This window comes from Pectobacterium carotovorum (assembly GCF_033898505.1).
GTDB lineage: Bacteria > Pseudomonadota > Gammaproteobacteria > Enterobacterales > Enterobacteriaceae > Pectobacterium > Pectobacterium carotovorum_J.
In genome coordinates this window covers 1590791-1614468 of record NZ_JAXAFK010000001.1, presented here as the reverse complement: position 1 = coordinate 1614468, position 23678 = coordinate 1590791, and the positions used below count along the sequence as shown (strand labels likewise).

Below are 23678 nucleotides of genomic sequence, written 5' to 3'. Positions count from 1 at the left end.
ATTGATGATTTAATGAGGGCTATTATGGCTGTGCTAACCGTCGCGGTGGTTGTCTCCGAGAATTTTAGCCCGTTTCATTTATCTATACCGAGCATGGTTTTCAGCGACATGCTCTATGAAGAAAAACAATTTGAGATCTTTTTCTGTGCGGAAAAGCCGGGCATGGTTGCCTCTGAACACGGTTTTTCCATCAACGTTGATCGCGGGTTTTCGGCGTTAGAAAACGCCGATTTGATCGTGGTTCCCTACTGGAGTCATCCAGAGACGCGACCTTCCGCACCGCTTCTGGATGCATTACGTGCAGCAGCAGCCCGAAAAGCACAGATCGCCGGATTATGTCTGGGAACTTATGTGCTGGCTTACGCCGGATTGTTAGATGGTCGCCGCGCTTCGACACACTGGGCGTTTGAGCAGGATTTCATCGCCCGCTTTCGTCATGTGCGGTTGGATACCAACGCGCTCTATGTCGAAGATGAGCATCTGATTACCTCTGCGGGCACGGTGGCAGCAATTGACTGCTGTCTTTATCTGGTGCGTCAGCACTGCGGCAGCGCTATTGCTAACCGTGCCGCCCGTCGTCTGGTTATTCCGCCTTACCGGGAAGGTGGCCAGGCCCAGTTTATCGAACATCCGGTGCCGGAAAATACGCGGGATAGCAAAATCAATCAGCTACTGGATTATCTGCGCAGCCAGCTCCGTTCGCCCCATTCTTTGGATACGTTGGCAAGCCGCGTGCAGATGAGTCGCAGGACATTTACCCGGCACTTCTTCCGAGCCACGGGGATGACCGTCAGCGACTGGCTAACGGCGGAGCGACTTCACCATAGCCAGGCATTGCTGGAATCGACCTCTTACTCCATCGAAGCGATTGCGGATAGCGTAGGGTTTCAGTCAGCGGTAACCTTTCGCCAGCAATTCAAACAGCGTTTTAGCGTGAGCCCGACCGACTGGCGTAAAACGTTTCAGGATAAAAGCAGCGTCCGCTAATTTTCATCGCGAACAGGAAAGTAGCGAGATCATTATGCTATTGGTGAAGATACGGATCGCCGCCTATGCTTAAAACGTGATTATGATCACATTCATCAATGCCACGAACACAACACCTCACTGACAAACACACGCCCTTTCTGACTAACGTTAATCGCCTATCGTGACACTTTGTTTATGTTTATCCACGATAAAACATGGAGACCCCATGCAAACGCGTAACACGAAGCTGATTATTTTCAGCGATCTCGACGGATCGTTACTCGATCATGAAACTTATCGGTGGGATGCCGCGCAACCGTGGCTGAGGCGGCTGGCGAGCGAGGCAATTCCACTGATTATCACCACCAGTAAAACGGCGGCCGAAGTTGACCCCTTACGGCAGGCGCTCGGGCTGGAACATTATCCCTATATTGCGGAAAACGGCGCCATTGCAGCTCTCCCGCTAACATGGCAAACGCATACCGATTATCCACGGAAGCGGGTTGGCGTGGAATATTCCGTCATCCGTGATCGGTTGGCACAGTTACGCGCATCCGGTTTCCGCTTCAAAGGCTTTGGCGATATGAACCGCGCGGAAATATCAGAGGTTACAGGACTAACCGGGCAAGATGTTCAACGAGCCCAACAGCGTGAAGGCTCTGAACCGCTGATGTGGCTGGACGATCAAAATGCCTTGCCGCGTTTCTGCCAGTTATTGGCAGATACAGGTTTGGTTCTGACGCAAGGTGGTCGCTTCTATCACGTCATGGGCGCCCAAACGAGTAAGGGATTCATGAGTAACTGGATAAAAACACAGTATATCAAAAAATACGGTACTGACGTCAAAACGCTTGGTCTGGGAGATGGTCCGAACGATATATCCCTGTTATGCGCAATGGACTACGCCATATTAATTAAAGGCAAGGTAAATCAAATTGTTAGCCTGCCTGAATCGTACCGTGGCAAGCAATATTGCACGCGTGATTCCGGGCCTCAGGGCTGGAGTGAAGGACTGACGCATTTTATCGGCAACGGTCATTTCTCGGCATAAAACAGCCACAAGATGGTATGGGAGCACATGATGAGCGAATTTTATCAAGATGGCATCATTACCAATTTTCACAATCTTACCCACAGAAGTACGGAAGAACTGGAATATGAACTTCAGGTATTCTCTGGGCAAAATAGCATGGGGCTGATTCTGCCCTCGCTGTATTCTGAGCTGGAAGGCCCTGCGCTGAGCCATATTATCGATCAGCTCTCTCAGGTTGCTTACCTTGGCGAAATTGTGATTGGGTTGGATCGCGCCGATCGGGAGCAGTTTCTTCATGCCCGAAAATTCTTCTCTCGCCTGCCGCACCGACATCGTATTCTGTGGAACGATGGTCCGCGTCTAAAAGCGCTCAGCGATGAGCTGGCAGAAAAATCGCTGGCGCCACAAGAGCCCGGCAAAGGCCGCAATGTCTGGTTTTGTGTCGGTTACACGCTGGCATCGCGCCGTTCAGCCTGTGTTGCTCTGCACGACTGTGACATTGTCACGTACGATCGTGCCATGCTAGCCCGCCTGCTCTATCCTGTGGCGAATCCGCACTTTAATTATGATTTCTGCAAAGGCTATTACGCCCGCGTTGCTGAGGGAAAACTGAATGGCCGCGTAGGACGCCTGCTGGTTTACCCGTTACTGAAATCGCTGCAAAAGGTCTATGGCAATTCCGACTATCTGGATTACATGCGCAGTTACCGCTATCCGCTTTCCGGCGAATTTGCCATGCGTACCCCTATTCTGAACAACCTGCGTATTCCGAGCGATTGGGGACTGGAAATTGGCGTGTTGTCAGAAATTCATCGCGGCACTGCAACCCGGCGTATTTGTCAGGTGGATATCGCAGATCGCTACGACCATAAACATCAGCCGATGTCTGAAGACGATCCGAACTCGGGGTTGCAGCGAATGGCGGCAGATATCACCAAAGCGCTGTATCGCAAACTGGCGATCCTCGGCGTGAATATCACCACAGACTCTTTCCGCGTCCTGCGGGCAACCTACTATCGCACCGCCCTTGATATGATCGATGCTTTCGAACATGACGCCCGCATGAACGGCCTGAGTTTTGATCGCCATAAAGAGGAGTCCGCGGTGGAACTCTTCTCTGATGTGATCACTTTTTCTGGTCATGCCTATAGCGATAGTCTGGGCGATAAACCCTTTGTACCGAGTTGGAACCGTGTGCAGTCTGCTTTTCCCGATATCCTTGAACGGCTGTACGCTGCGGTAGAGGCCGACAATCAGGAAACGTGATGCTTTCCTCGCTACCTCATAGGGCAAGCGCATCATGATGCATCATTTCATGCGTCATGGTGGATCCCTCACATAAGTAATTCATATCAGTTGATTTAATCACTTGGTGAATAAATCAATTTTTTTTACCTTTAAGCGATACGCAAAAAAAGTGAAATGTCCCGCCATACGGGGAAATGTGTCGTAAGAAAATATTATTTTACCTATCTGACAAGGGATTAGCGATTTATCGATAAGGAAAACTGGCGCGCTTTATGCTTTAACTCTCCTGCCATTATGCAACTAAGGAGAGTGTTTTTATGAATTTTTTAATCAATGAAAGCGACGTGTTAAACCCGAAACGCAGAGCATTATTAAAACTTTCTGGCGCCCTGCTGGGGACGGCAGCAGTAACTACAGGGTTAAGTTCTCGCGTTTTTGCCGAGACACAGCCTGGGAACGCAGCATTTACCGCGCCGTCGGCCGATAACCCGATCCGCATTAATTTCAATGAAAATCCACTGGGTATGTCACCCAAGGCGCAAGCCGCTGCACGCGATGCCGTTGTGAAAGCCAACCGCTATGCAAAGAATGAAATTTTGATGCTTGGCAATAAACTGGCTGCACACCATCAGGTTGAGGCACCTTCCATCCTGCTGACGGCCGGCTCGTCCGAAGGTATCCGGGCGGCGATTGAAGCCTACGCGTCGCTGGATGCACAACTGGTTATTCCTGAATTAACCTACGGCGACGGCGAGCATTTCGCCAAAATTGCCGGAATCAAGGTGACGAAAGTCAAAATGCTCGATAACTGGGCCTTCGATATTGAAGGGCTAAAAGCCGCCGTTGCCGGTTACAGCGGTCCCTCTATCGTTTATCTGGTCAACCCCAATAACCCGACGGGCACGATTACGCCAGCGGATTTAATTGAACCGTGGATTGCCAGCAAACCTGCCAATACGATGTTTATTGTCGATGAGGCCTATGCCGAGTTCGTCAACGACCCGCGTTTTCGCTCTATTTCGCCAATGATTACCCAGGGCGCAGAGAACATTATTCTGCTCAAAACGTTCTCCAAAATACACGCCATGGCCGGCATGCGCGTTGGGTATGCTGTTGCTCACCCCAACGTCATCGCGTTGATGGGCAGGTATGTCGCAGGCGAGAAAATCAACTTCAGCGGCGTGGATGCCGCATTGGCATCCATGAACGACTCGGCATTTATTACCTACAGCAAAAAGAGTAACGATGTGTCGCGCCAAATCCTGCTGAAAGCGCTGGATGACCTGAAGCTGCCTTACTTGCCGTCAGAGGGAAACTTTGTTTTCCACCAGTTGGTCGTGCCGCTCAAGGATTACCAAAAGCATATGGCAGACGCGGGCGTGCTGATCGGTCGCGCGTTTCCTCCGGCAGATAACTGGTGTCGCATCTCGTTAGGGACACCGCAGGAAATGCAGTGGGTAGCGGATACCATGCGCGAATTCCGTAGCAAGAACTGGATTTGATTCTCCGTCATACCGCTTTTATCGTACCGCGATGTGTCTCTTAGGTCGGTTTTAGAAGAGACACATTCGACAGCTGCCCCTCGCTCTGAGGGGCGCTGATACCTGATCCGCATCGTTGAAACCCGAGTAACGCTTGACCCGCAGGGAATTGCGCGGCTAAATGACCTCATGCCTTTCACTATTTATATTGATATCAGGCACAAGCAGAATATGAAAACGGTCAGGGAGAAATAAGAGCATGATTATTTTTGTTACCGGTGCAACGGCTGGGTTTGGTGAGTCAATTACTCGTAAATTTATTAGCGCAGGCCATAAAGTGATCGCAACGGGTCGCCGCCAGGAACGTCTGGATGCGTTGAAGGCAGAGCTGGGCGATGCCCTGTATACGTTAAAACTGGACGTGCGCGATCGTCAGGCGATTGAACAAGCCGTTGCCACCCTGCCGGCCGAATGGCGGACCATTGATGTGTTGGTAAACAACGCCGGATTGGCGCTGGGTCTGGAACCTGCACATAAAGCGTCGGTAGACGATTGGGAAAATATGATCGATACCAACAACAAAGGGTTGGTCTTCATGACGCGCGCGCTGCTGCCAGCCATGGTGGAACGTAATATCGGCCACGTCATTAACATCGGCTCTACCGCAGGAAACTGGCCATACGCAGGCGGTAACGTGTACGGTGCCAGCAAGGCATTCGTGCAGCAGTTCAGCCTGGGGTTGCGTGCCGACCTGTCTGGCACCCGAATTCGCGTGACGAATATTGAACCAGGGCTGGTCGGTGGAACGGAGTTCTCGGCCGTGCGCTTCAAGGGTAACGACGACAAAGTCAGTAAAACCTATGACAACACAACGCCGCTGACGGCCGAAGATGTCTCCGAAGCCGTTTTCTGGGTGGCTACCCTGCCAGCACACGTTAACATCAACACGCTAGAAATGATGCCGGTTAGCCAGTCTTTTGCTGGGTTAAGCGTACACCGCGAAGGCTAATCATTACTGAAACACAAGAATTAAGGGCATGAGCGTGGTTTCATGCCCTTTTCTATAGCGTACACACCGCGGTTTACCAGATACTGCGTGATTATAGTGCCGTTGAAGTGAAGGATGTATACTTCTCGTTATAGGCAACCTTTCGTTTTGCACGAAGCGCGAAGGTTACAGGGAACGGCGGTCGCCTTTTGTTGTCTATCGCTTGCTGTACGCTTTATCATTCTGCGGCATCAGCGTTTGTTTTTATCATTTGTTCTGTCAAGGTGAAACATGAACCACTACTCTTTTTCTTCTTTGATTCGGGCCTTCATCCCGCTTTCTCTGGTTATCGTTTCCGCTGCCTGGCAGCCTGCTGCACTGGCAGAGACGCGCCATATCATTGTCGACTCCGGCGACAGCACCTTGTCGAAAGAAGCGGCGCGTCAAAGCAAAGAGCAATGGGACTCAACCCGCTCACTGCGTAATAAAGTGAATAGCCGCGTTGAGAAAGAATTCGATAAAACGGAAAAAGCCATTGATGGGCGTGAAAAATGCAACGCCAGCTACAACGTCAATGCTTACTGGGAAAACACGACCGATCGCTGCCTCGATCGTCGTACTGGCCGCCCGGTTACCCCTTGATTCTTCACCCACGCCTTCCGGCGTGGGTTTCCCCCTTTTCTTCGTATTACAGCTCAAAAGGTGACATCGCCTTTAAATTCAACGATTATCGCTTTATCACATGGCAACATTGGCTTTTATACCCTAAATAATTCGAGTTGCGTGAAGGCGGCAACCGAGCGACAAATCGGTTCTAACCGATTTGAACAGCGCTAGCGCTGGCCTGAAGGGTGAGCCTCTATGAGGCTCATTAATCCCCAGGAGCTTACACAGGTAAGTGACTGGGGTGAGTAAGGACAAATTGGTTAAGCCAATTTGAACGCCGTTTACGGCGGCCCTTCAGGGCGAGGCTCAGAGATGAGCCGAGTATTGCCAACGCACAAGCAGCTTGAAGTATGACGGGTATATCCAGAAAATGGAGTGCATCAGGATGAATATGGATTCAGCACGGTTCTTTTCACGCGCTTTTCACATCAAACTGTGGGGCGTGTTCATTATGTGCCTACTGGTCAGCTCGTGCGCAAGCTCATACCCAGAGACGGACAACATCACGGCTATCACCAATAACAACGGAACGATTGTTGCTGAGTCCGATACCTACGTTTATAAATTCACCGACGCCAGAGCACAAAAAGAGTATCAGGACTATTACGCGTTTTATCGTGATTACAAAGACATTATCCTTGGTGTGAGGGTCGATTTTTCTCTCCGAAATGGTCAGGTCTACGCGAGGTATAAAAACGTGATTGATACTCGCCGATTGACTAAAACGCAGGAAGTTGATTTACGCGAACTCTTCGCGGCGAACATTCCCACGACAATGGGAAAAGGTGAAGTCACCTTTAGCGCAAGCGGCACATTCAGTAAGAAAGACGGTTCACTGGTCAGCCCGACCCAAAATGGGCGTCTGCCGCAGCCTATTCCCGTAGTCATCAATAGCAGCGATAACTCTGGCAAAGAGGTACTGCTTGCCCCTCTCATGATTCCGGCTGTCGTCCTTTTCCCGCTGTTTATGATGTACGGCTGCGCCACCGGGCCCTGCGTTTAACCTTCTTCAGGCCATCAATGATGGCCTGATTCCGCTGCTTTTTCGCGTTATCTTCATCGTTTGATATACTCAAAGAGAATTTTTTCAGAGAAAAGGATCAAAAGATGAAAAAAACCGTCATTTTTGGTGCCGCGTTATTCCTGATTGCTCCGTTGGCTGCACAGGCATCTTGCGAAAGTGTGAAAGCGGATATTGCCCAGAAAATCATCGCCAATGGCGTACCTGAGTCCGGGTTTACGCTGGATATTGTCCCGAACGATCAGGTGAATCAAGCCGGTGGTCAGGTGGTTGGTCACTGCGAGAATGATTCGCACAAGATTGTTTATACCCGCCATGCCGAGGGCGACGTCAATACTGAAAGTGCGTCTGCGCCAGCAGAGGGCCAGCCGGCCACAACACCGTAACCCTTCCTCTGGATGTTCAAAATAAATGTTCAAAAGGCGCTTTCGCGCCTTTTCTTTTGCCGTTATTTCTGTCTGGTTTCAGCCTGCCCTGGCCGTTGGCTTGCAGGGATCATTCTGGCGGAAAGCAGCGTGATGGCAGCAATCAGTGCGGAAACGATAAATACGCCGTGGATTGATGAAGCGACTTGCGATGCCAGTGTATCAAGCTGATTTACGCTCAGCAGGATGCGCTTGGCCGGATCCATGAGTGTCTGGAGTGGATCGCTCACGTCCGGTAATCGCCAGTGCAGATTGATGTTCAGCGTGGCACCAAGGATTGCCGTGCCCAACGCGGAACCCAGCATGCGGGTAAACATGGCGGAGGCCGTCGCAATGCCGCGGATGGAGTAGTCCACCGAGTTTTGTATCGACACCAGAAACGTTGTGCTACTTAGCCCCATTCCCGAACCGATCAGAAATGCGGCAAGCCGCGCCCACATGAGATTACTGTCTGGCTGAACGGTTAACAGCGTCAGGCTGCCGATAATCAGCACAACGCCGCCGAGCATTGCCGTAAAGCGATAAGACGTCCACAGCATTAAGCGTCCACTCAGCGTACTGGCCAGCGGCCAGCCAATCGACATCATCGCCAATATACTGCCAGCTTCCAGCGGCGTTTTACTCATCACACCCTGAATAAACGTCGGCAAAAAGGCACTCACGCCCATCATCGCAGCCCCGACGACGAGTCCCCCGAGATTACCGGCGATAATGACCCGATTGCGCCACAGTGCCAGCGGAAACAGCGGCTCCGGCGTGCGCTTTTCCTGCCGGACCAGCAAAATGCAGCCCACCGCAGAGATCGCAAGCAGCGGAATCACCCAGTAGCCAAACACCTCTGCCTGTAGCAGCGCCATCAGCAGGCTGGCGACGGACACCACCAGATAGAACGCGCCCATCCAGTCCAATTGATGTTGGCGCACGGTATTGATCGTCGGCAAGTAGCGAGCCAGCAGGAAGATGGAAAATAGCCCAATCGGCACGTTAACCCAGAAAACCAGTGCCCAGTTGAAGTGTTGGACGATAAACGCCCCCAGCAGCGGGCCGATAATCGCGGAAAAGCCCCACACGCTGGACAGATAGCCTTGTATTTTCGGGCGTTCTGTCGAGCTGTACACATCGGCAACAATGGTGAAGGCGATCGGGGTAATTGCGCCCGCGCCCAATCCTTGCAAGGTGCGGAAGACAATCAGCCAGCCCATCTGCGTCGAAAATCCGCACAGAATCGACCCCAGCAGAAACACGATCATGCCGAAGAAGAATATCTTTTTTCGGCCATACAGATCGGCCAGACGGCCATAAATCGGAATACTGATCGACTGCGTCAGCAAATAACCCGCAAAGACCCACCCTAACAGGGAAAACCCACCTAAATCCGCGATGATGGTGGGCAGCGCCGTGGCGACAATCGTCACCTCAATCGCCGCCGTAAACATGGCGAGCATACAGGCAATCAAAATCCAATGGCGATGTGGGACAGGCGTTTGTTTCTGGTTATTCTCTGTTTTCATTATATTTTCAGGATAAGAAGAAAAACTGTCAGTGAGTATAACAGGTGGCGTGGCGGAGAAAATTTATTCCCGCAGAGAAGCGGGAATAGAAGACGGCGGAAATTAGTCGCTGACGGCAGAAAGATCGATATAAGACGAGAGATCCCGCTGTTCGGCACGCGGTAAGTAAGGCAGTTCGCCCAGTTGCGGTGCCGGGATCTTTTTCCGCAGGACATGAATGATTTCGGCGTAATTCGCCAGACCGGGATTGATACGGTTAGCGACCCAGCCGACCAGCGGCAAACCATCGTTAATGATCGCCTGCGCCGTCAGCAGCGCATGGCTGATACAGCCCAGCTTGATACCGACAACCAACACCACGGGCAGTTGTTCCTGTACTACCCATTCGGAATAGGGACGTAGATCGTTCATGACTGTCCGCCATCCGCCCGTGCCCTCAACCACCACGATATCGGCCGCCTCGCCCATGTGGCGCAGACCTTGCGTCATCGTGCAGTAATCAATCGTTCCTTCACTGGCGCTTATTTCATCCTCTCGCAGTGCGATGGGGTTAACCATGTTATAGGGCAATTCCAGCGAGGAGGCCGCCTGTAGCAGCAGTGCATCTTTATTTCGCAGGCCCGCTTCCGTCTCTTCGCACCCTTTCGCTATCGGTTTATAGCCCGCAACCGATTTGCCTGCCAGCGCCAGTTTTTGCAGTAGCGCCTTGGATACCACCGTTTTGCCAACAGCGGTATCAGTACCAGTGACAAAAATACGTTTCAACATGGGATAACTCCAGACCACCTGAATATCAAAAAACAAGCACAGCCAAAATGCTTTCCAAGCGTGAAAGTCTAGGCTATGCCTCATTCAGGCAGTTTGCGTTAGCGCAATGTTTTGTTGCTCTACGCCTTTCTGGTTATCCCTGTAGTAGTTTAACCAGCAGCGATCCGTTATAGAGAGCGTCTTTTACCAATGCCGCACCGGGCATCGTCCCCTGATTGTAGAACTGGGTCGCTTCCACCTGGATGTTGTGGCTATAGGGCGGGAATGACTGCTGTTGAATGCAGCCTAAAATGGCAGGGTGCAAAATGCTGGCCGCTTTATTCAGGGGGGAACCCACCAGAATTTTATCGGGGTTGAAGAGATTAACCATGATGGCGACGATTCGGCCTACGTTATTCCCGACATCGTTAATAATATCTTTAGCTAACTGATCGCCCTTGAGCGCAGCGTCACACAGGTTCTCAACGCTAAGCGGTGAGCCGTGCAGCAGTGAACTCATGGACGTATTCATGCGCTGCTGCGCTAACTCCAGCATATTTTCCGTGCTGGCAACCGTTTCCAGACAGCCATGATTGCCGCAATAGCAACGCTTACCATAAGGATCGACCTGCGTGTGCCCGATTTCGACCAGATTTCGACTCCCTGCATGCAGGATGCGTCCGCCGGTAATAACACCTGCGCCAACATTATGGTCGATCACCACCTGAATCACATTTTGGCAATCGCGCGATGCGCCGTATAGCGCTTCGGCCATCGTCCAGGCACAAATATCGTGCTGCAAATACACCGGTAGCCCCGTACGCTGTTCCAGCGCCGGGCCAATCGCCATTTCCTCAACGTCATAGAACGGCATCCGGTGAATAACGCCTTTACTGGCGTCAATCATGCCCGGTGCAGTAATCGCAATTGCCGTTAATCGCTCCAGCCGTTTCTGGTGACGAATAAAAAACTGGTCGATTTCATTCAGAATACGCTCAAGCAGCGGCTGCGGAGCTTCTGCGGGAAGCAGGATATCTTCTTCCACAACCAGCTTGCTGCTGAGATCGCGCAGCGCCAATGAAATGCTATTGTGGCTGATGCGGGCGGAAAGATAGTGCCAGGCTTCGGTATCCAGAACCAGACCGATAGCAGGACGCCCTCTGCTGCCCACATCCTGGTATTCGGTTTCCTGTACCAGATGGGCTTCCAGCAGTTCGCGGACGATTTTGGTAATACTGGCGGGCGCGAGCTGAGCGCGTTTGGACAGTTCGATACGTGATATCGGGCCGTACTTATCGATCAGCCGATACACCGCTCCGGCATTCATTTGTTTGATTTGATCGATGTGTCCTGGTTGACCGTCGGCTATCACAAACCTGGCTCCTACTTATTCGCATTATATCCGGCACTGCTGTTGAAAAATTTATCTTTATTATTACGGCATGACTATTTTTCACGCTGCAAAATAAAAAAACTGCGGGTATGGTGGGGCTTTTCACTAAACTCGTCAAATATTTGATTCGTTATGTGATTTAGCGCGCATATTTTAATGATTATCCGCCCAGCATCAGCGACATTAGCATCTTAGCCGCCGCACTCTGCGGATGATGCCGCGCCGTCACCAGCCAGACTTCCGTTGTGGCGTCCTCTTCTTCCAGCAGCAAATATTTCACGCCATCGACCCGAATACGCAAAAACGACGCAGGCAAAATGGACACGCCCAATCCCGCCGACACCAGCCCGACGATGGTCATCGCCTCGCCCACTTCTTGCGTAATGTAGGGACTGATGCCATAGCGTTTCAGCAGCGTCAGCGTATCGTCATACAATGCGGTTCCCACCGCGCGGGAGAAGAAAACGAACGGTTCATTCGCCAACTGTGTGATGTTGATTGCCCGCCCAGCGTCCTGCTGTGCTAAGGGATGGGATTCCTGCACGACGGCAATCAGCGGTTCACGTAATAGCAACTGATGATCCAGCGCGTCCGGCAGCGGGTTATTGCGCATAATGCCGATATCGAGCTTACCATTCAGCAGCGGTTCAATTTGCTGTTTGGTGTTGAGCTCCATCATCTGAATATGCACTTCCGGGTACGTTTGACGAAAACGCAGCAGGCTACTGGAGATCTTTTTGATAAACGGCGCAGACGACGTAAAGCCGATCGTTAATTCCCCAATTTCGCCGCGTTGAATGCGGGACGCCCGCTCTGCCGCCTGATCGACCTGACTGATAATCGACCAGGCTTCTTTCAGGAACATCTCGCCCGCCGGGGTGAGCTGGACATTACGGTTGTTGCGCGCCAAAAGCTTCGCTCCCACCTGCTCTTCCAGAATTTGAATCTGTTGGCTCAGCGGCGGCTGTGAAATGCGTAATCTTTCTGCGGCTCGGCCAAAATGCAGTTCTTCGGCGACCGCAATAAAATAGCGAAGGTGACGTAGTTCGATATTCATATGTTAAACATATCAATCATGATTATTAATATATTATACAAAATAATATCACTCTTCTATGATCCTCTCATTGTTGTTTCACGCCCGATTTACCTTTTCCGGTAAGGAATTATTGTGAGTAACCTGCCATCTTCTGCACCGAACGACTGGCCCCTTTCTGCGGCCGACGATGCGGATGATATTGCCCTGAGATCTTCGGGTAAAACCCCCTATATTGCCCGTGGTACGCCACAATTTATGCGCGTCACGCTGGCGCTGTTTTCTGCCGGATTAGCGACGTTTGCTCTGCTGTATTGTGTTCAGCCGTTGCTGCCAGTGCTGTCTCAGGATTTCGGTATTTCGCCGGCCACCAGTAGTTTGTCGCTTTCCGTATCAACCGTGATGCTGGCGTTCGGGCTACTGTTCACTGGCCCGCTCTCCGACACGATTGGTCGTAAGAATGTCATGGTCGTGTCCTTAATGCTGGCTGCGCTCTGTACCGTGATTTGCGCATTTATGACCAGTTGGAACGGCGTATTGATCATGCGGGCAATGATTGGCCTGTCGCTAAGCGGCGTCGCGGCGGTCGCCATGAGTTACCTGAGTGAAGAAATTCATCCCAGCGTGTTAGCGTTCTCGATGGGGCTATATATCAGCGGCAACTCGATTGGCGGCATGAGCGGTCGTTTGGTCAGCGGGGTCTTGACGGACTATTTTCCGTGGCGAGTTGCCATCGGCACAATCGGCGTACTGGCGCTCATTGCGGCGATAACCTTCTGGCGTATTCTGCCCGAATCACGCCATTTCCGCCCCGGATCGCTACGGCCGAAAACGTTGTTGCTGAATAGCAAACTGCACTGGCGCGATGCGGGTTTGCCTCTGCTGTTCCTTCAGGGGTTTTTACTGATGGGGGCGTTCGTTACCCTGTTTAATTACATTGGATATCGGCTGTTAGCCCCACCGTATTTACTCAGTCAGGCGGTGGTTGGTTTACTTTCCGTGGTTTACCTCACCGGAAGTTACAGCTCGCCAAAAGCCGGGGCATTAACCGCGCGCTACGGACGCGGCCCGGTGCTAAGCATTTCTATCCTCCTGATGCTGGTAGGGCTGGGGATAACGGCGCTGACACCGGTATTCGCTATCTTTGGCGGGATGATGCTCTTTACCGCCGGCTTCTTCGCGGCGCACTCGGTAGCCAGCAGTTGGATTGGCCAACGGGCACGGCGCGCGAAAGGTCAGGCGTCATCAATGTATCTCTTTTCTTATTATCTGGGCTCAAGCCTGGCCGGCACGCTGGGCGGATTCTTCTGGCATGCATTCGGCTGGATGGGGATCACCGTATTTCTGAGCGCACTCTTACTGCTCGCGCTGGGAGTCAGCCTGATACTTAAAAAACGGCTTTAAACACCTTTCTTACCGGAGTTTACTCGAATCAAGGTAAACTCCGCGCTGTTCCTTTCACTCCCCTGTATTTCCCCACCAGCTCTGCTGAAAACGATGATATCCACAGTTGCCGAAGTGTGTGTTTGTTAGTATAAATATAAGTATGTTGTAACTAAAATGACGTAGATTATGAACCGCTATACGCTAATCGATCGTATGAATCACACTTTCCAGTCGTTAGAGAAGAAACTGGCCCTGATGCAACAACAGTTTGCCGAGTATCGGCTACTTGTCGGTCGCGTCTATTCCCTTCCCCCGGTGGAAAAAGGAGCGGAACATGACCCGATTGAGCATATCACCGTCACGCAGTACGTTGGGCAGGAGGCAAGCGATAAAGGACTAGCGCACTTTCAGCGTCTGTTCATTCACCACTACCCCGAAACACTCAGCAGTAAAAGCGCGATCCGCTTGCCAGGAGCACTCTGCTTTTCCGTCAACGCCGCCCAGTATCAGCAGGCACAGTCACTCATCGCGGAAATTAACGCGCTGAAAAAAGAGCTGGAGCAGATTATTACCGTCGAATCGGGGCTGGAGCCAGAACAGCGCTTTGAGTTCGTCCACACGCATTTGAAAGGATTGATCACGTTGAGCGCTTACCGTTCGTTGACGCTCATAACGAACCCAGCGTCAGTCCGCTTTGGCTGGGCGAACAAGCACATCATTAAAAATATGACGCGTGTGGAATTGCTGGAACAGCTAACCAAGAGCCTGAATGCGGCAAAAAACGCAGCACCGTATACCAAAGCGCAGTGGATTGAGCATATAGAACAGGAGATTGACGCGGTCTTGCCGCTGCCGGAAGAAGCGGTCTTGAAAATCAAACGCCCGGTCAAAGTGCAGCCCATCGCACGCGTTTGGTATCCCGAACAGCAGAAACAGGTTCAGCATCCCTGCCCGTCCCCCCTGCTCGTGCTTTGCCAACTGGAGTCAGGCGGCGATGTGCCGATTATCGGTGAACTCAACCCTTATGATGCCAACAATATCAAGCATAAACACAAACCGAAAGCAGCCGAACTTCGCCTGCTCATCCCACGTTTACACCTGTATACCGATGCACCGGAATGAAAAAGAAAAAAGCCTGCTGATAAACACCAGCAGGCTACGGAATAACGCGCTAACTACCGCGCCATTACTTTTTCAGGCTACCGACCATATCTTCTGGCCGAACCCACTCATCAAACTGCGCTTCGGTTAGGTAGTTCAGTTTGAGCGCAGCGGCCTTCAGCGTCAGCCCTTCTTTGTGCGCTTTCTTGGCAATTTCTGCCGCTTTGTCATAGCCGATGTGCGTATTCAGCGCCGTTACCAGCATTAGCGATTCATTCAGTAGTTGATTGATGCGATCGCGATTCGGTTCGATCCCCACCGCACAGTGCTCATCGAAGCTCTTCATACCATCAGCCAGCAGGCGAATCGATTGCAGGAAGTTATGAATCACCATCGGGCGGTACACGTTCAGCTCAAAATTACCGGACGCCCCGCCGATATTCACGGCGACATCATTGCCCATAACTTGACAGCACAGCATGGTCAGCGCTTCACACTGGGTTGGATTGACCTTGCCTGGCATGATGGAGCTGCCCGGTTCGTTTTCAGGAATACTCAGTTCACCGATACCACAGCGCGGGCCAGAAGCCAGCCAGCGCACATCGTTGGCAATCTTCATTAACGATGCGGCCAGCCCCTTCAAGGCTCCGTGCCCGTGAACCAGTGCATCACAGGTCGCCAGCGCTTCAAATTTATTCGGCGAGGTGACAAACGGCTGACCGGTTAGTTTCGCCAGTTCCGCCGCCACGCGCACCGCATATTCAGGGTGCGTGTTCAGCCCCGTACCAACCGCGGTACCGCCCAGCGCCAGCTCGCAAATGTGCGGGACGCTGTTTTCGATATGCTTCAGGTTATGCTGCAACATCGCGGCCCAGCCGGAGATTTCCTGTCCCAGCGTCAGCGGCGTCGCATCCTGTAAATGCGTACGACCGATCTTGACGATATCCTTAAACTGTTCAGCCTTCGACGCCAGCGTGGCGTGTAGCGTCTTCAACTCAGGAATCAGGTGTTCGTTGATCGCGACCACGGCAGCGACATGCATCGCCGTAGGGAAGACGTCGTTGGAACTCTGACTTTTGTTTACATCATCATTGGGATGAACCAGCCGATTGTTGCCCCGCTCTCCCCCCAGCAGTTCACTGGCGCGGTTAGCCAACACCTCGTTCATATTCATATTGCTTTGCGTGCCAGATCCCGTTTGCCAGATCGCTAACGGGAATTCCCCGGCATGCTTGCCCGCTAACACTTCGTCCGCCGCCTGAATAATCGCATTTCCCCGATCGGCAGGCAGAAGCGTGAGATCCATGTTGACGCGGGCCGCCGCGCGCTTGGTTTGCGCCAATGCATAAATCAGCGCACGTGGCATTTTCTCTTCAGAAATACGGAAGTGTTCCAGCGACCGCTGCGTTTGTGCGCCCCATAAACGTTCAGCAGGAACGTCAATCGGTCCCATTGAGTCTTTTTCACTACGCGTCGTGCTCATTACCTTTCCTCCTTAAAATACACATTCAACTAGTAGAAGACATTGAATCACATCGCTGGGCCTATTCTGATAACACCCACTGGCCTGATAACACACTTATTGTGTCTACTAACACTGTCTGGCATCGCGCTACATAAAACATTACCATGAAGCGAAGAAGATGCAGTGTATTCATAATCACTCAAGTAATTAACAGCTAGCATCACAGAAATTAACAATTAATGTAATAGCAGGAAGCCGACATGCAAAAAATGCTCAACTGTGTCCAGCACTACGCCTGGGGCAGCAAACACGCCTTAACTGAGCTATACGGCATTGATAATCCTAATAATTTACCGATGGCAGAACTTTGGATGGGCGCCCATCCTAAAAGCAGTTCGGCGATTATTGATGAAAAAGGCAACACCCGTAACCTGCGGGACATTATTTCCGAAGACGCAACGACGCATCTTGGCGCAACGATTGCGCAACGTTTTGGCGAACTGCCCTTTTTATTTAAGGTATTGTGCGCGGAACAGCCGCTTTCCATTCAGGTTCACCCTAGTAAAACATCGGCAGAACAAGGCTTTGCGAAAGAGAATGCCGCTGGTATCGCGCTAGATGCAGCCGAAAGAAACTACAAAGACGCCAATCACAAACCGGAACTGGTCTATGCACTAACCCCTTTTCAGGCCATGAACGGGTTCCGAGAATTATCTGAAATTGTGCGCCTGCTGGAACCGGTTGCCAGCGCACATCCGTCAATCGCGGCGTTTTTACAACAGCCCGACGCGAAGAACCTCGCCATGCTGTTCACCAATCTGTTGAGTATGGAAGGTGAGCAAAAATCACGTGCGCTCGGCGTACTAAAGGCCGCGTTAAACAGTCAAAATGACGAGCCTTGGGCGACCATCCGCGCGATTACACAATACTATTCCGATGACAGCGGATTGTTCTCCCCGCTGCTGCTGAACGTCATTACGCTTCAGCCTGGCGAAGCCATGTTCCTGTTTGCTCAAACGCCGCATGCCTATCTGAAAGGCGTGGCACTAGAAGTCATGGCGAACTCGGATAACGTGCTGCGGGCCGGGCTCACGCCGAAATACATTGATATTCCAGAGCTGCTGGATAATGTCGTGTTTGAAGCCAAACCCGCAAACCAACTGCTGACGACGCCACTCCGACAGGGTAATGAACTCAGCTTCCCGATCCCTATTGATGATTTTGCTTTTTCGCTGCACGAACTGACCCAGAGTCCGCAAACGCTCAGCCAGGACAGTGCCGCCATTGTATTTTGTGTTGACGGCCACGCCGTCCTGCAAAAAAATGAGCAGCGGCTCTCGCTGCGCCCGGGGGAATCCTGCTTTATTTCCGCCAGTGAGTCACCGATAACGGTTGAGGGACAGGGGCGTCTCGCTCGCGTATTTAACCGATAACTTGTTCCATACGCTGTCGCGACCCACACATCGCGTAACACATTGCGGTGATAGTTAATTGTGTGGTCGTTAGTTGCGTGATAGTTACCAGCGTTTCGCGTTGAAAACGCGCATTTTTTTACTAAAGGATGAATAAAAATGAAGAAGTCGTTAGTCGCCGTAGGCATTATTGTTGCTCTGGGTGCCGTCTGGACCGGCGCATCCTGGTACACCGGCAAACAGTTGGCTCAGCAGATTGATGGTTTTACCGATACGCTGAATACTAAACTCAAGCAATCCTACCCGAACGCTGGATTGAAAGTCGTCTATCGCGACTATCAGGGCGGCATTTTCAGCAGCACGCTGTCCTATGTTTTACAGACAGACGGTACAGCAAAAGGCGCACAGTTCCTCGCCCCCGGTGAAGAACTGGTCTTCAACGAAACGGTATCTCACGGCCCATTCCCGCTGGCACAGCTCAAGAAATTCAACCTCGTCCCGGCGATGGCTTCTGTCCATACCGAGCTAGCCAACACGCCAGCAGTTAAAGCCTGGTTTGAGCTAACGAAGGATAAGCCGTTCTTTACGTCCGAAACTCGTGTCGCCTACAACGGTGATACGCAGTCACTCGTGACGCTGGCTCCTATCGACCACCAATCGCCAGAACAGAAATTCTCCTTCAGCGGCGCGGAAGCGCTGGTGGATATCGGGCACGATCTGCGCAGCAGCAAACTGGACACCACCATCAGCAGCGTGAAGATGGAAAGGAAAAATGCCTGGGGCCAGACAGAGAACGTCGATATCGCCGATTTCGCCATCAAAGGGACCAATCAAAAAGGCAAATTCGATCTTGATCTCGGCGATGGCAGCCTGTCCTTTAAAGCGATGACGTTTACCGTAGAAGGCGGCGATCCCGTAACCCTGAACGACTTCTCTCTGCAAAGCAGCTCAACGGAAGATGACAAGAATCTGGCGGGCAAAATGGCAGTGTCGCTGGGTTCCTTAGTTATCGGTGACCGTAATCTGGGCTCTGGTAACGTAAACATGTCCATCTCACAGCTTGATGGCGCAGGCACCAAGCAGTTCCTCACCGCCTATCAGGAAAAAGTGCAGAAACTGTTGCAGGATACCGCCGTTGTGGATCCCGATGCTTACCAGCACGACGTCGCCATGTCTGTTCTGCAATACCTGCCACAGTTGCTGAAAGGCAACCCAAGCATTGAGATTTCCCCCATTAGTTGGAAAAACAGCAAAGGTGAAGGGACGTTTACGCTGGCGCTGGATTTAACCGATCCATTGCAGAGCACGGATAAAGCGAATGATCCGACCCTCTCGGATGAAGAAAAAATCATTCGTCAGTCGGTCAAAAAACTCGATGCCAAACTCAATCTGCCGCTGGATATGCTGGCGGAGTTGATGGTACTGAGCGCGCCCAAAACAGCCAATGCGGAAGAGCAAAAGCAGCTGGCAGACATGGCGAAACAACAGGTTAATATGATGGCCGATATGGGTCAGGAGAACCAGTTGAGCGTCACGAAAGACAACGCGATTACCAGTTCACTGCACTATGCCGATGGTCAAATTGACTTCAACGGCAACAAAATAGCATTGGCCGACTTCATTGCCCCTTACTTCTCCGTTCCAACGGAAGAAGGTGAAGAGTCTCTGCCTGGTGCACAGGAAGAGCCCGTCACGCCACCGGCACAGTAAGCCATACCCGGTAATATGACGTGCTAAAACACACGGTGGCCGCAGTTCAGCCACCGTTTTTTCTGCCCGACCTCTTCCGTTTGATGTTGAGATAACTCCATGTCCGCGTTAAAACCCTTTCTGGAATCCCATCAGGCCGCGATCTACTTTGTTGCCGTGATAGCGGCGGTGGCAACGGCTATGGTGCTGCCAGAAACTGAGCAATGGGATGTCACGATTAATCCGGCGCTGGCGCTGATGCTGTTTGTCACGTTCCTGCAAGTGCCGCTGACCACGATCGGAAAAAGCATCACTCAGATCAGATTCATCGGCGCACTGCTCGTTGCCAACTTCATCGTGATTCCCTTGCTGGTCGCGGCGCTGCTGCCCTTTCTCCCTGCCGAACCGCTGGTGAAGCTGGGCATCATACTGGTGTTACTCGCCCCCTGTATTGACTACGTGGTGACATTCGCGCATCTGGGGCGTGCCGATGCCGCGCGCCTGTTGGCCGCAACGCCTATTTTACTGTTGCTGCAAATGCTGGCCTTGCCCTTCTACCTGACGCTATTTCTCGGCCACGACGCCGCCGGGCTCATCGTCTTCGCCCCCTTTATCAATGCGTTTATCTGGCTGATTGCCGTGCCTTTAGCGCTGGCAGCGCTTCTGCAATGGCTGGCGGCACGCCAGCGCACGATAGCGATATTTACAGATGCATTCGGCTATCTCCCCGTTCCGGCTACCGCACTAGTGCTGTTTATCGTGGTGGCGGCGGTTATTCCACAGCTGCGCGCCACCTGGGCGACCGTGCTGCTTGCGGTACCGTTTTACCTACTCTTCGCGCTACTGGCACCGCTACTCGGCTGGTTCACTGGCCGCGCGTTCCGGTTGGATTCCACTGGCGGACGCGCTGTGGCCTTTAGCGCCAGTACGCGTAATTCTCTGGTTATCTTGCCGCTGGCGCTGGCTATACCGGGCGCGCTGCCGCTACTTCCCGCGGTCATCGTCAGCCAAACCTTAGTGGAATTAATCAGCGAGCTCATTTATATCCGGGCGATCCCTAAGTTGAACGCTCGTGACGCAGGGCAGGAAAAGCAATAACAGCTTGTTTTTTTTGCTCAATGATTGTTCAGGGAGTTCGAGTTTCAGCGGTAACAATTGGCTATTTACCACGATTTCTTTTTATACTTTGTCGTACGAAAAACAGTAATCAGACAATAACATTATGATTGATTTACACCTGCCATTGACGGATATCCACCGCCATTTGGATGGCAATATCCGTGCCCAGAGTATTCTGGAGCTCGGACACCAGTACAATGTAGCGTTACCTGCCCGCGATCTTGAAGCGCTTCGACCTCACGTTCAGGTCACCAAAAATGAACCTGACCTGGTGAGCTTTTTACAAAAACTCGACTGGGGCGTAGCCGTGCTCGGTTCACTGGACGCCTGTCGCCGCGTCGCTTATGAGAACGTTGAAGATGCCGTGAAAGCCGGCTTGGATTACGCCGAACTGCGTTTCTCCCCCTACTATATGGCGATGAACCACAAGCTTCCGGTTGCTGGCGTGGTTGAAGCAGTGATCGACGGCATTACCGCGGGCTGCCGTGATTTCGATACCGATATTCGCCTGATTGGCATCATGAGCCGGACATTCGGCACCGAGGCGTGCCAACAAGAGTTGGATGCCCTGCTGTCCCAGCGTGACCGCATCGTCGCACTCGATCTGGCTGGTGATGAGCTGGGACACCCTGGTGCGCTATTCACTTCCCATTTCCGACAGGCTCGCGATGCCGGTTGGCACATCACGGTTCACGCCGGTGAAGCGGCCGGGCCGGAAAGTATCTGGCAGGCGATTAATCATCTGGGCGCAGAGCGTATCGGACACGGCGTGACCGCCATTATCGATCCGCGTCTGATGACGCACATGGCAGAACATGGGATCGGTATTGAATCCTGCCTGACATCCAACATTCAGACCAGTACGGTGGAATCCCTGGATAAGCACCCGCTCATCCACTTCCTGCGTTATGAAATCCCCGCCACGATCAATACGGACGACCCAGCGGTTCAGGGCATAGAGATCCGTCACGAATATGAAGTCGCCGCACCACTTGCCGGCCTGACAACGGTAGAAACCCGTAAAGCGCAGGAAAACGGCCTGAACATTGCGTTTATCAGCGAGCAGGAAAAGCAGCAACTGCGTGAAAAGGTTCTGCGGAAACGTAACGCTGCCTGATAGCACGATCGGCTATAACCACCTTGTGCGACACGAAAAAACGGCTAACTTTTGTTAGCCGTTTGACACGAATTTATTACCGATAAGTTACAGAGATCAGCTGGTCGGGTTCGCCGAAGAATGGTGCGTGGTGATCAACCACTGCTTCTGTTTCGCGTCCCAGGCGTAAGTGTAGGTATAGCGCGCTTTGGCTACGCTACCATCACCGAATGTGAAGGTGTAGGTTCCGGTATCAACGGCCTTATTACAGCCGATACGGATCGTGCTGGTATCAATCTTGCCAACCGGCTTTTTCGCCAGGAAGTGTTCGAAGTAATCAATGCGCTCTGCGTCAGTCGTACGCGGTTTATCGGACAGCGTCGGCAGCAGCACCGCGTCTGGCGCATAGTTTTTCGCCACCATCTTCGCATCCCCCGTCTGTAGCGATGCATTCCAACGGTCAAATAACGACGCAATTTCTTTTTTGCTGGTTTTTACACATTCCATACTCTGAGCAGCCTGCACAGATGCGGAAGCCAGCGTCCCTAACATCGCTAAAGTTAACACCGTTTTTTTAAACATATTTCCCTCGATCTCAACTAATAATTATCGTCAATTGTGTCCTGCTCTATCGATAACGCATCTCGATGAGCCACACTTGTTATAACGTAACAGATCGAAAAAGTAATAAATCTATGAAACTATCACTGCAATAGATTATTTCTTGTATTTCCGTGTGGTTACAAGTGGTTGTTACCAATGACAACGCCCTCGGCCTGTGTAAGACCGAGGGCGTTTTGTATGATGGAGAGACCGATAATCTCTTACTGACGAGGCGTATCCTGTTCCTTGTGCAGCCGTTTGGCATAACGTTGGGCCAAGGCAGCACAAACCATCAGCTGAATTTGATGGAAAATCATCAGCGGCAACACCATCGCTCCGACAGCCGCGGCAGGAAACAGTACGTTTGCCATCGGGATCCCATTCGCCAGGCTCTTCTTCGAACCACAGAAGACAATGGTGATTTCATCGGCGGTGTTAAAGCCCAGCTTGCGGGCCGCCAGCGTATTGACCACCAGCACAATCGCTAACAGCACCATCGAACAGCCAACGACGGCGAGCAATGACCAGCCGTTGATTTGTCCCCAAATCCCCTGCACAACCGCTTCGCTGAAAGCGACATAGACCACCAAAAGAATTGATGACCGGTCAGTAATATTAATCAACTTACGGTGGCGATCGACCCAGCCCGCAATTAGGGGACGAGACAGATGGCCAATCACGAAAGGCACCATCAGCTGCATGATAATGGAACCGATAGCATGCAGCGTATCCGTTTCTCCGCCCTGCGTGTGCATCAACAAACCGACCAGAATCGGCGAAAGAAACACGCCTAAAATACTGGATGCAGATGCACTACAGATCGCCGCCGCCACGTTGCCGCCAGCCATTGAGGTATAAGCAATCGCCGATTGCACCGTCGCTGGAAGCGCACACAGATAGAGGAAGCCAAGATACAAGGTCGGCGTCAGCACAACTGGCGACAGCAGGCTCATGCCGATGCCCAGCAGCGGGAACAGAATAAACGTGCTGGCAAACACCACCAAATGCAAACGCCAGTGCCCCATCCCTGCGGTAATCGCTTCGCGCGAGAGCTTTGCGCCGTGCATAAAGAACAGGAGAGCAATCGCCGCCGTTGTCAGATACTCAAAGAAGACCTTCACGCCGCCTTCAGCAGGAAGAATCGACGCCGTCAGCACAACCAGAATCAGAACCAATAAAAACTTATCAATGCGTAACCGTTGTAACCACCCCATGCCTGACACCTTTCCCCTAGCCTGTTATCGATCTAATTCATACCCTAACAAGACGGGCGACCCGAAGATCGCCCA

Annotated in this window: 21 protein-coding genes; 14 read left to right on the top strand and 7 right to left on the bottom strand. The window is 52.0% G+C overall.

Annotated elements, in window-relative coordinates:
• Positions 1–24 precede the first annotated feature (24 nt).
• From R9X49_RS07220 to R9X49_RS07185, 8 genes are all read left to right on the top strand, one after another.
• Positions 25–987, top strand: a complete 963-nt coding sequence (locus R9X49_RS07220; protein ID WP_319847754.1) for a GlxA family transcriptional regulator — start codon at positions 25–27, stop codon at positions 985–987.
• 208 nt (positions 988–1195) lie between these two features.
• On the top strand, positions 1196–2020 hold the full coding sequence (locus tag R9X49_RS07215) for a mannosyl-3-phosphoglycerate phosphatase-related protein (RefSeq protein WP_319847753.1): 825 nt from the start codon (positions 1196–1198) through the stop codon (positions 2018–2020).
• A 30-nt stretch (positions 2021–2050) separates the two neighbouring features.
• Positions 2051–3268: a glycosyl transferase gene (locus R9X49_RS07210; protein WP_319848603.1), complete on the top strand. Its 1218-nt coding sequence runs from the start codon at positions 2051–2053 to the stop codon at positions 3266–3268.
• Between the two features lie 299 nt (positions 3269–3567).
• Entirely contained in the window at positions 3568–4752 is a 1185-nt protein-coding gene (locus R9X49_RS07205) for a histidinol-phosphate transaminase (protein ID WP_319847752.1), read from the top strand.
• 238 nt (positions 4753–4990) lie between these two features.
• Entirely contained in the window at positions 4991–5740 is a 750-nt protein-coding gene (ydfG, locus tag R9X49_RS07200) for a bifunctional NADP-dependent 3-hydroxy acid dehydrogenase/3-hydroxypropionate dehydrogenase YdfG (RefSeq protein WP_319847751.1), read from the top strand.
• Between the two features lie 270 nt (positions 5741–6010).
• Positions 6011–6361, top strand: a complete 351-nt coding sequence (locus tag R9X49_RS07195; protein WP_319847750.1) for a DUF1283 family protein — start codon at positions 6011–6013, stop codon at positions 6359–6361.
• Positions 6362–6770: 409 nt separating this feature from the next.
• On the top strand, positions 6771–7388 hold the full coding sequence (locus tag R9X49_RS07190) for a hypothetical protein (protein ID WP_319847749.1): 618 nt from the start codon (positions 6771–6773) through the stop codon (positions 7386–7388).
• Between the two features lie 104 nt (positions 7389–7492).
• Entirely contained in the window at positions 7493–7792 is a 300-nt protein-coding gene (locus tag R9X49_RS07185; protein ID WP_319847748.1) for a DUF1161 domain-containing protein, read from the top strand.
• A gap of 62 nt (positions 7793–7854) precedes the next feature.
• Here the strand turns inward: R9X49_RS07185 and R9X49_RS07180 are convergent, their stop codons facing one another.
• The 4 genes from R9X49_RS07180 to R9X49_RS07165 form a co-directional block, all read right to left on the bottom strand.
• The gene (locus R9X49_RS07180) at positions 7855–9342 is read right to left on the bottom strand and encodes an MDR family MFS transporter (RefSeq protein WP_319847747.1); all 1488 of its coding nucleotides are present in this window, start codon (positions 9340–9342) and stop codon (positions 7855–7857) included.
• 102 nt (positions 9343–9444) lie between these two features.
• A complete protein-coding gene (gene bioD, locus R9X49_RS07175; protein ID WP_319847746.1) occupies positions 9445–10110 on the bottom strand; it encodes a dethiobiotin synthase in 666 nt (221 codons plus the stop codon).
• A gap of 133 nt (positions 10111–10243) precedes the next feature.
• Positions 10244–11461 (bottom strand): ROK family transcriptional regulator, encoded by a 1218-nt coding sequence (locus tag R9X49_RS07170; RefSeq protein ID WP_319847745.1) that lies wholly within the window; start codon positions 11459–11461, stop codon positions 10244–10246.
• Positions 11462–11642: 181 nt separating this feature from the next.
• Positions 11643–12539, bottom strand: a complete 897-nt coding sequence (locus R9X49_RS07165) for a LysR family transcriptional regulator (RefSeq protein WP_319847744.1) — start codon at positions 12537–12539, stop codon at positions 11643–11645.
• Between the two features lie 114 nt (positions 12540–12653).
• Here R9X49_RS07165 and R9X49_RS07160 point away from each other — a divergent pair, with 114 nt between their 5' ends.
• Together R9X49_RS07160 and tus are read left to right on the top strand one after the other, a co-directional pair.
• Positions 12654–13922 (top strand): MFS transporter, encoded by a 1269-nt coding sequence (locus R9X49_RS07160; protein WP_319847743.1) that lies wholly within the window; start codon positions 12654–12656, stop codon positions 13920–13922.
• Positions 13923–14090: 168 nt separating this feature from the next.
• Positions 14091–15026: a DNA replication terminus site-binding protein gene (tus, locus tag R9X49_RS07155; RefSeq protein ID WP_319847742.1), complete on the top strand. Its 936-nt coding sequence runs from the start codon at positions 14091–14093 to the stop codon at positions 15024–15026.
• 64 nt (positions 15027–15090) lie between these two features.
• Here the strand turns inward: tus and fumC are convergent, their stop codons facing one another.
• Positions 15091–16488 carry a class II fumarate hydratase gene (fumC, locus tag R9X49_RS07150; RefSeq protein ID WP_319847741.1) on the bottom strand — a complete coding sequence of 466 codons (1398 nt, stop codon included), beginning with the start codon at positions 16486–16488 and terminating at the stop codon, positions 15091–15093.
• A 242-nt stretch (positions 16489–16730) separates the two neighbouring features.
• On the opposite strand from fumC, the gene manA reads away from it, so the two are divergent.
• The 4 genes from manA (at position 16731) to add (ending at position 21807) form a co-directional block, all read left to right on the top strand.
• Positions 16731–17903, top strand: a complete 1173-nt coding sequence (gene manA, locus R9X49_RS07145; protein ID WP_319847740.1) for a mannose-6-phosphate isomerase — start codon at positions 16731–16733, stop codon at positions 17901–17903.
• 138 nt (positions 17904–18041) lie between these two features.
• Positions 18042–19592 carry a YdgA family protein gene (locus tag R9X49_RS07140; RefSeq protein WP_319847739.1) on the top strand — a complete coding sequence of 517 codons (1551 nt, stop codon included), beginning with the start codon at positions 18042–18044 and terminating at the stop codon, positions 19590–19592.
• A gap of 99 nt (positions 19593–19691) precedes the next feature.
• Positions 19692–20669: an arsenic resistance protein gene (locus R9X49_RS07135; protein WP_319847738.1), complete on the top strand. Its 978-nt coding sequence runs from the start codon at positions 19692–19694 to the stop codon at positions 20667–20669.
• A gap of 124 nt (positions 20670–20793) precedes the next feature.
• The gene (gene add, locus R9X49_RS07130) at positions 20794–21807 is read left to right on the top strand and encodes an adenosine deaminase (RefSeq protein WP_319847737.1); all 1014 of its coding nucleotides are present in this window, start codon (positions 20794–20796) and stop codon (positions 21805–21807) included.
• A 96-nt stretch (positions 21808–21903) separates the two neighbouring features.
• On the opposite strand, the gene R9X49_RS07125 is transcribed toward add, so the two are convergent.
• Positions 21904–22368: an SgcJ/EcaC family oxidoreductase gene (locus tag R9X49_RS07125; RefSeq protein ID WP_319847736.1), complete on the bottom strand. Its 465-nt coding sequence runs from the start codon at positions 22366–22368 to the stop codon at positions 21904–21906.
• 242 nt (positions 22369–22610) lie between these two features.
• Positions 22611–23603, bottom strand: a complete 993-nt coding sequence (locus tag R9X49_RS07120) for a bile acid:sodium symporter family protein (protein ID WP_319847735.1) — start codon at positions 23601–23603, stop codon at positions 22611–22613.
• Between the last annotated feature and the right edge of the window lie 75 nt (positions 23604–23678).

Excerpts from the sequence above, each read along its gene's own strand:
- R9X49_RS07120 (WP_319847735.1), bottom strand. The coding sequence starts at position 23,603 with ATGGGGTGGTTACAACGGTTACGCATTGATAAGTTTTTATTGGTTCTG.
- fumC (WP_319847741.1), bottom strand. The coding sequence starts at position 16,488 with ATGAGCACGACGCGTAGTGAAAAAGACTCAATGGGACCGATTGACGTT.
- R9X49_RS07185 (WP_319847748.1), top strand. The coding sequence starts at position 7,493 with ATGAAAAAAACCGTCATTTTTGGTGCCGCGTTATTCCTGATTGCTCCG.
- R9X49_RS07165 (WP_319847744.1), bottom strand. The coding sequence starts at position 12,539 with ATGAATATCGAACTACGTCACCTTCGCTATTTTATTGCGGTCGCCGAA.
- R9X49_RS07210 (WP_319848603.1), top strand. The coding sequence starts at position 2,051 with ATGAGCGAATTTTATCAAGATGGCATCATTACCAATTTTCACAATCTT.
- R9X49_RS07190 (WP_319847749.1), top strand. The coding sequence starts at position 6,771 with ATGAATATGGATTCAGCACGGTTCTTTTCACGCGCTTTTCACATCAAA.
- R9X49_RS07180 (WP_319847747.1), bottom strand. The coding sequence starts at position 9,342 with ATGAAAACAGAGAATAACCAGAAACAAACGCCTGTCCCACATCGCCAT.
- R9X49_RS07195 (WP_319847750.1), top strand. The coding sequence starts at position 6,011 with ATGAACCACTACTCTTTTTCTTCTTTGATTCGGGCCTTCATCCCGCTT.
- ydfG (WP_319847751.1), top strand. The coding sequence starts at position 4,991 with ATGATTATTTTTGTTACCGGTGCAACGGCTGGGTTTGGTGAGTCAATT.
- manA (WP_319847740.1), top strand. The coding sequence starts at position 16,731 with ATGCAAAAAATGCTCAACTGTGTCCAGCACTACGCCTGGGGCAGCAAA.
- R9X49_RS07215 (WP_319847753.1), top strand. The coding sequence starts at position 1,196 with ATGCAAACGCGTAACACGAAGCTGATTATTTTCAGCGATCTCGACGGA.
- R9X49_RS07135 (WP_319847738.1), top strand. The coding sequence starts at position 19,692 with ATGTCCGCGTTAAAACCCTTTCTGGAATCCCATCAGGCCGCGATCTAC.
- R9X49_RS07140 (WP_319847739.1), top strand. The coding sequence starts at position 18,042 with ATGAAGAAGTCGTTAGTCGCCGTAGGCATTATTGTTGCTCTGGGTGCC.
- bioD (WP_319847746.1), bottom strand. The coding sequence starts at position 10,110 with ATGTTGAAACGTATTTTTGTCACTGGTACTGATACCGCTGTTGGCAAA.
- R9X49_RS07205 (WP_319847752.1), top strand. The coding sequence starts at position 3,568 with ATGAATTTTTTAATCAATGAAAGCGACGTGTTAAACCCGAAACGCAGA.
- R9X49_RS07220 (WP_319847754.1), top strand. The coding sequence starts at position 25 with ATGGCTGTGCTAACCGTCGCGGTGGTTGTCTCCGAGAATTTTAGCCCG.
- add (WP_319847737.1), top strand. The coding sequence starts at position 20,794 with ATGATTGATTTACACCTGCCATTGACGGATATCCACCGCCATTTGGAT.
- R9X49_RS07125 (WP_319847736.1), bottom strand. The coding sequence starts at position 22,368 with ATGTTTAAAAAAACGGTGTTAACTTTAGCGATGTTAGGGACGCTGGCT.
- tus (WP_319847742.1), top strand. The coding sequence starts at position 14,091 with ATGAACCGCTATACGCTAATCGATCGTATGAATCACACTTTCCAGTCG.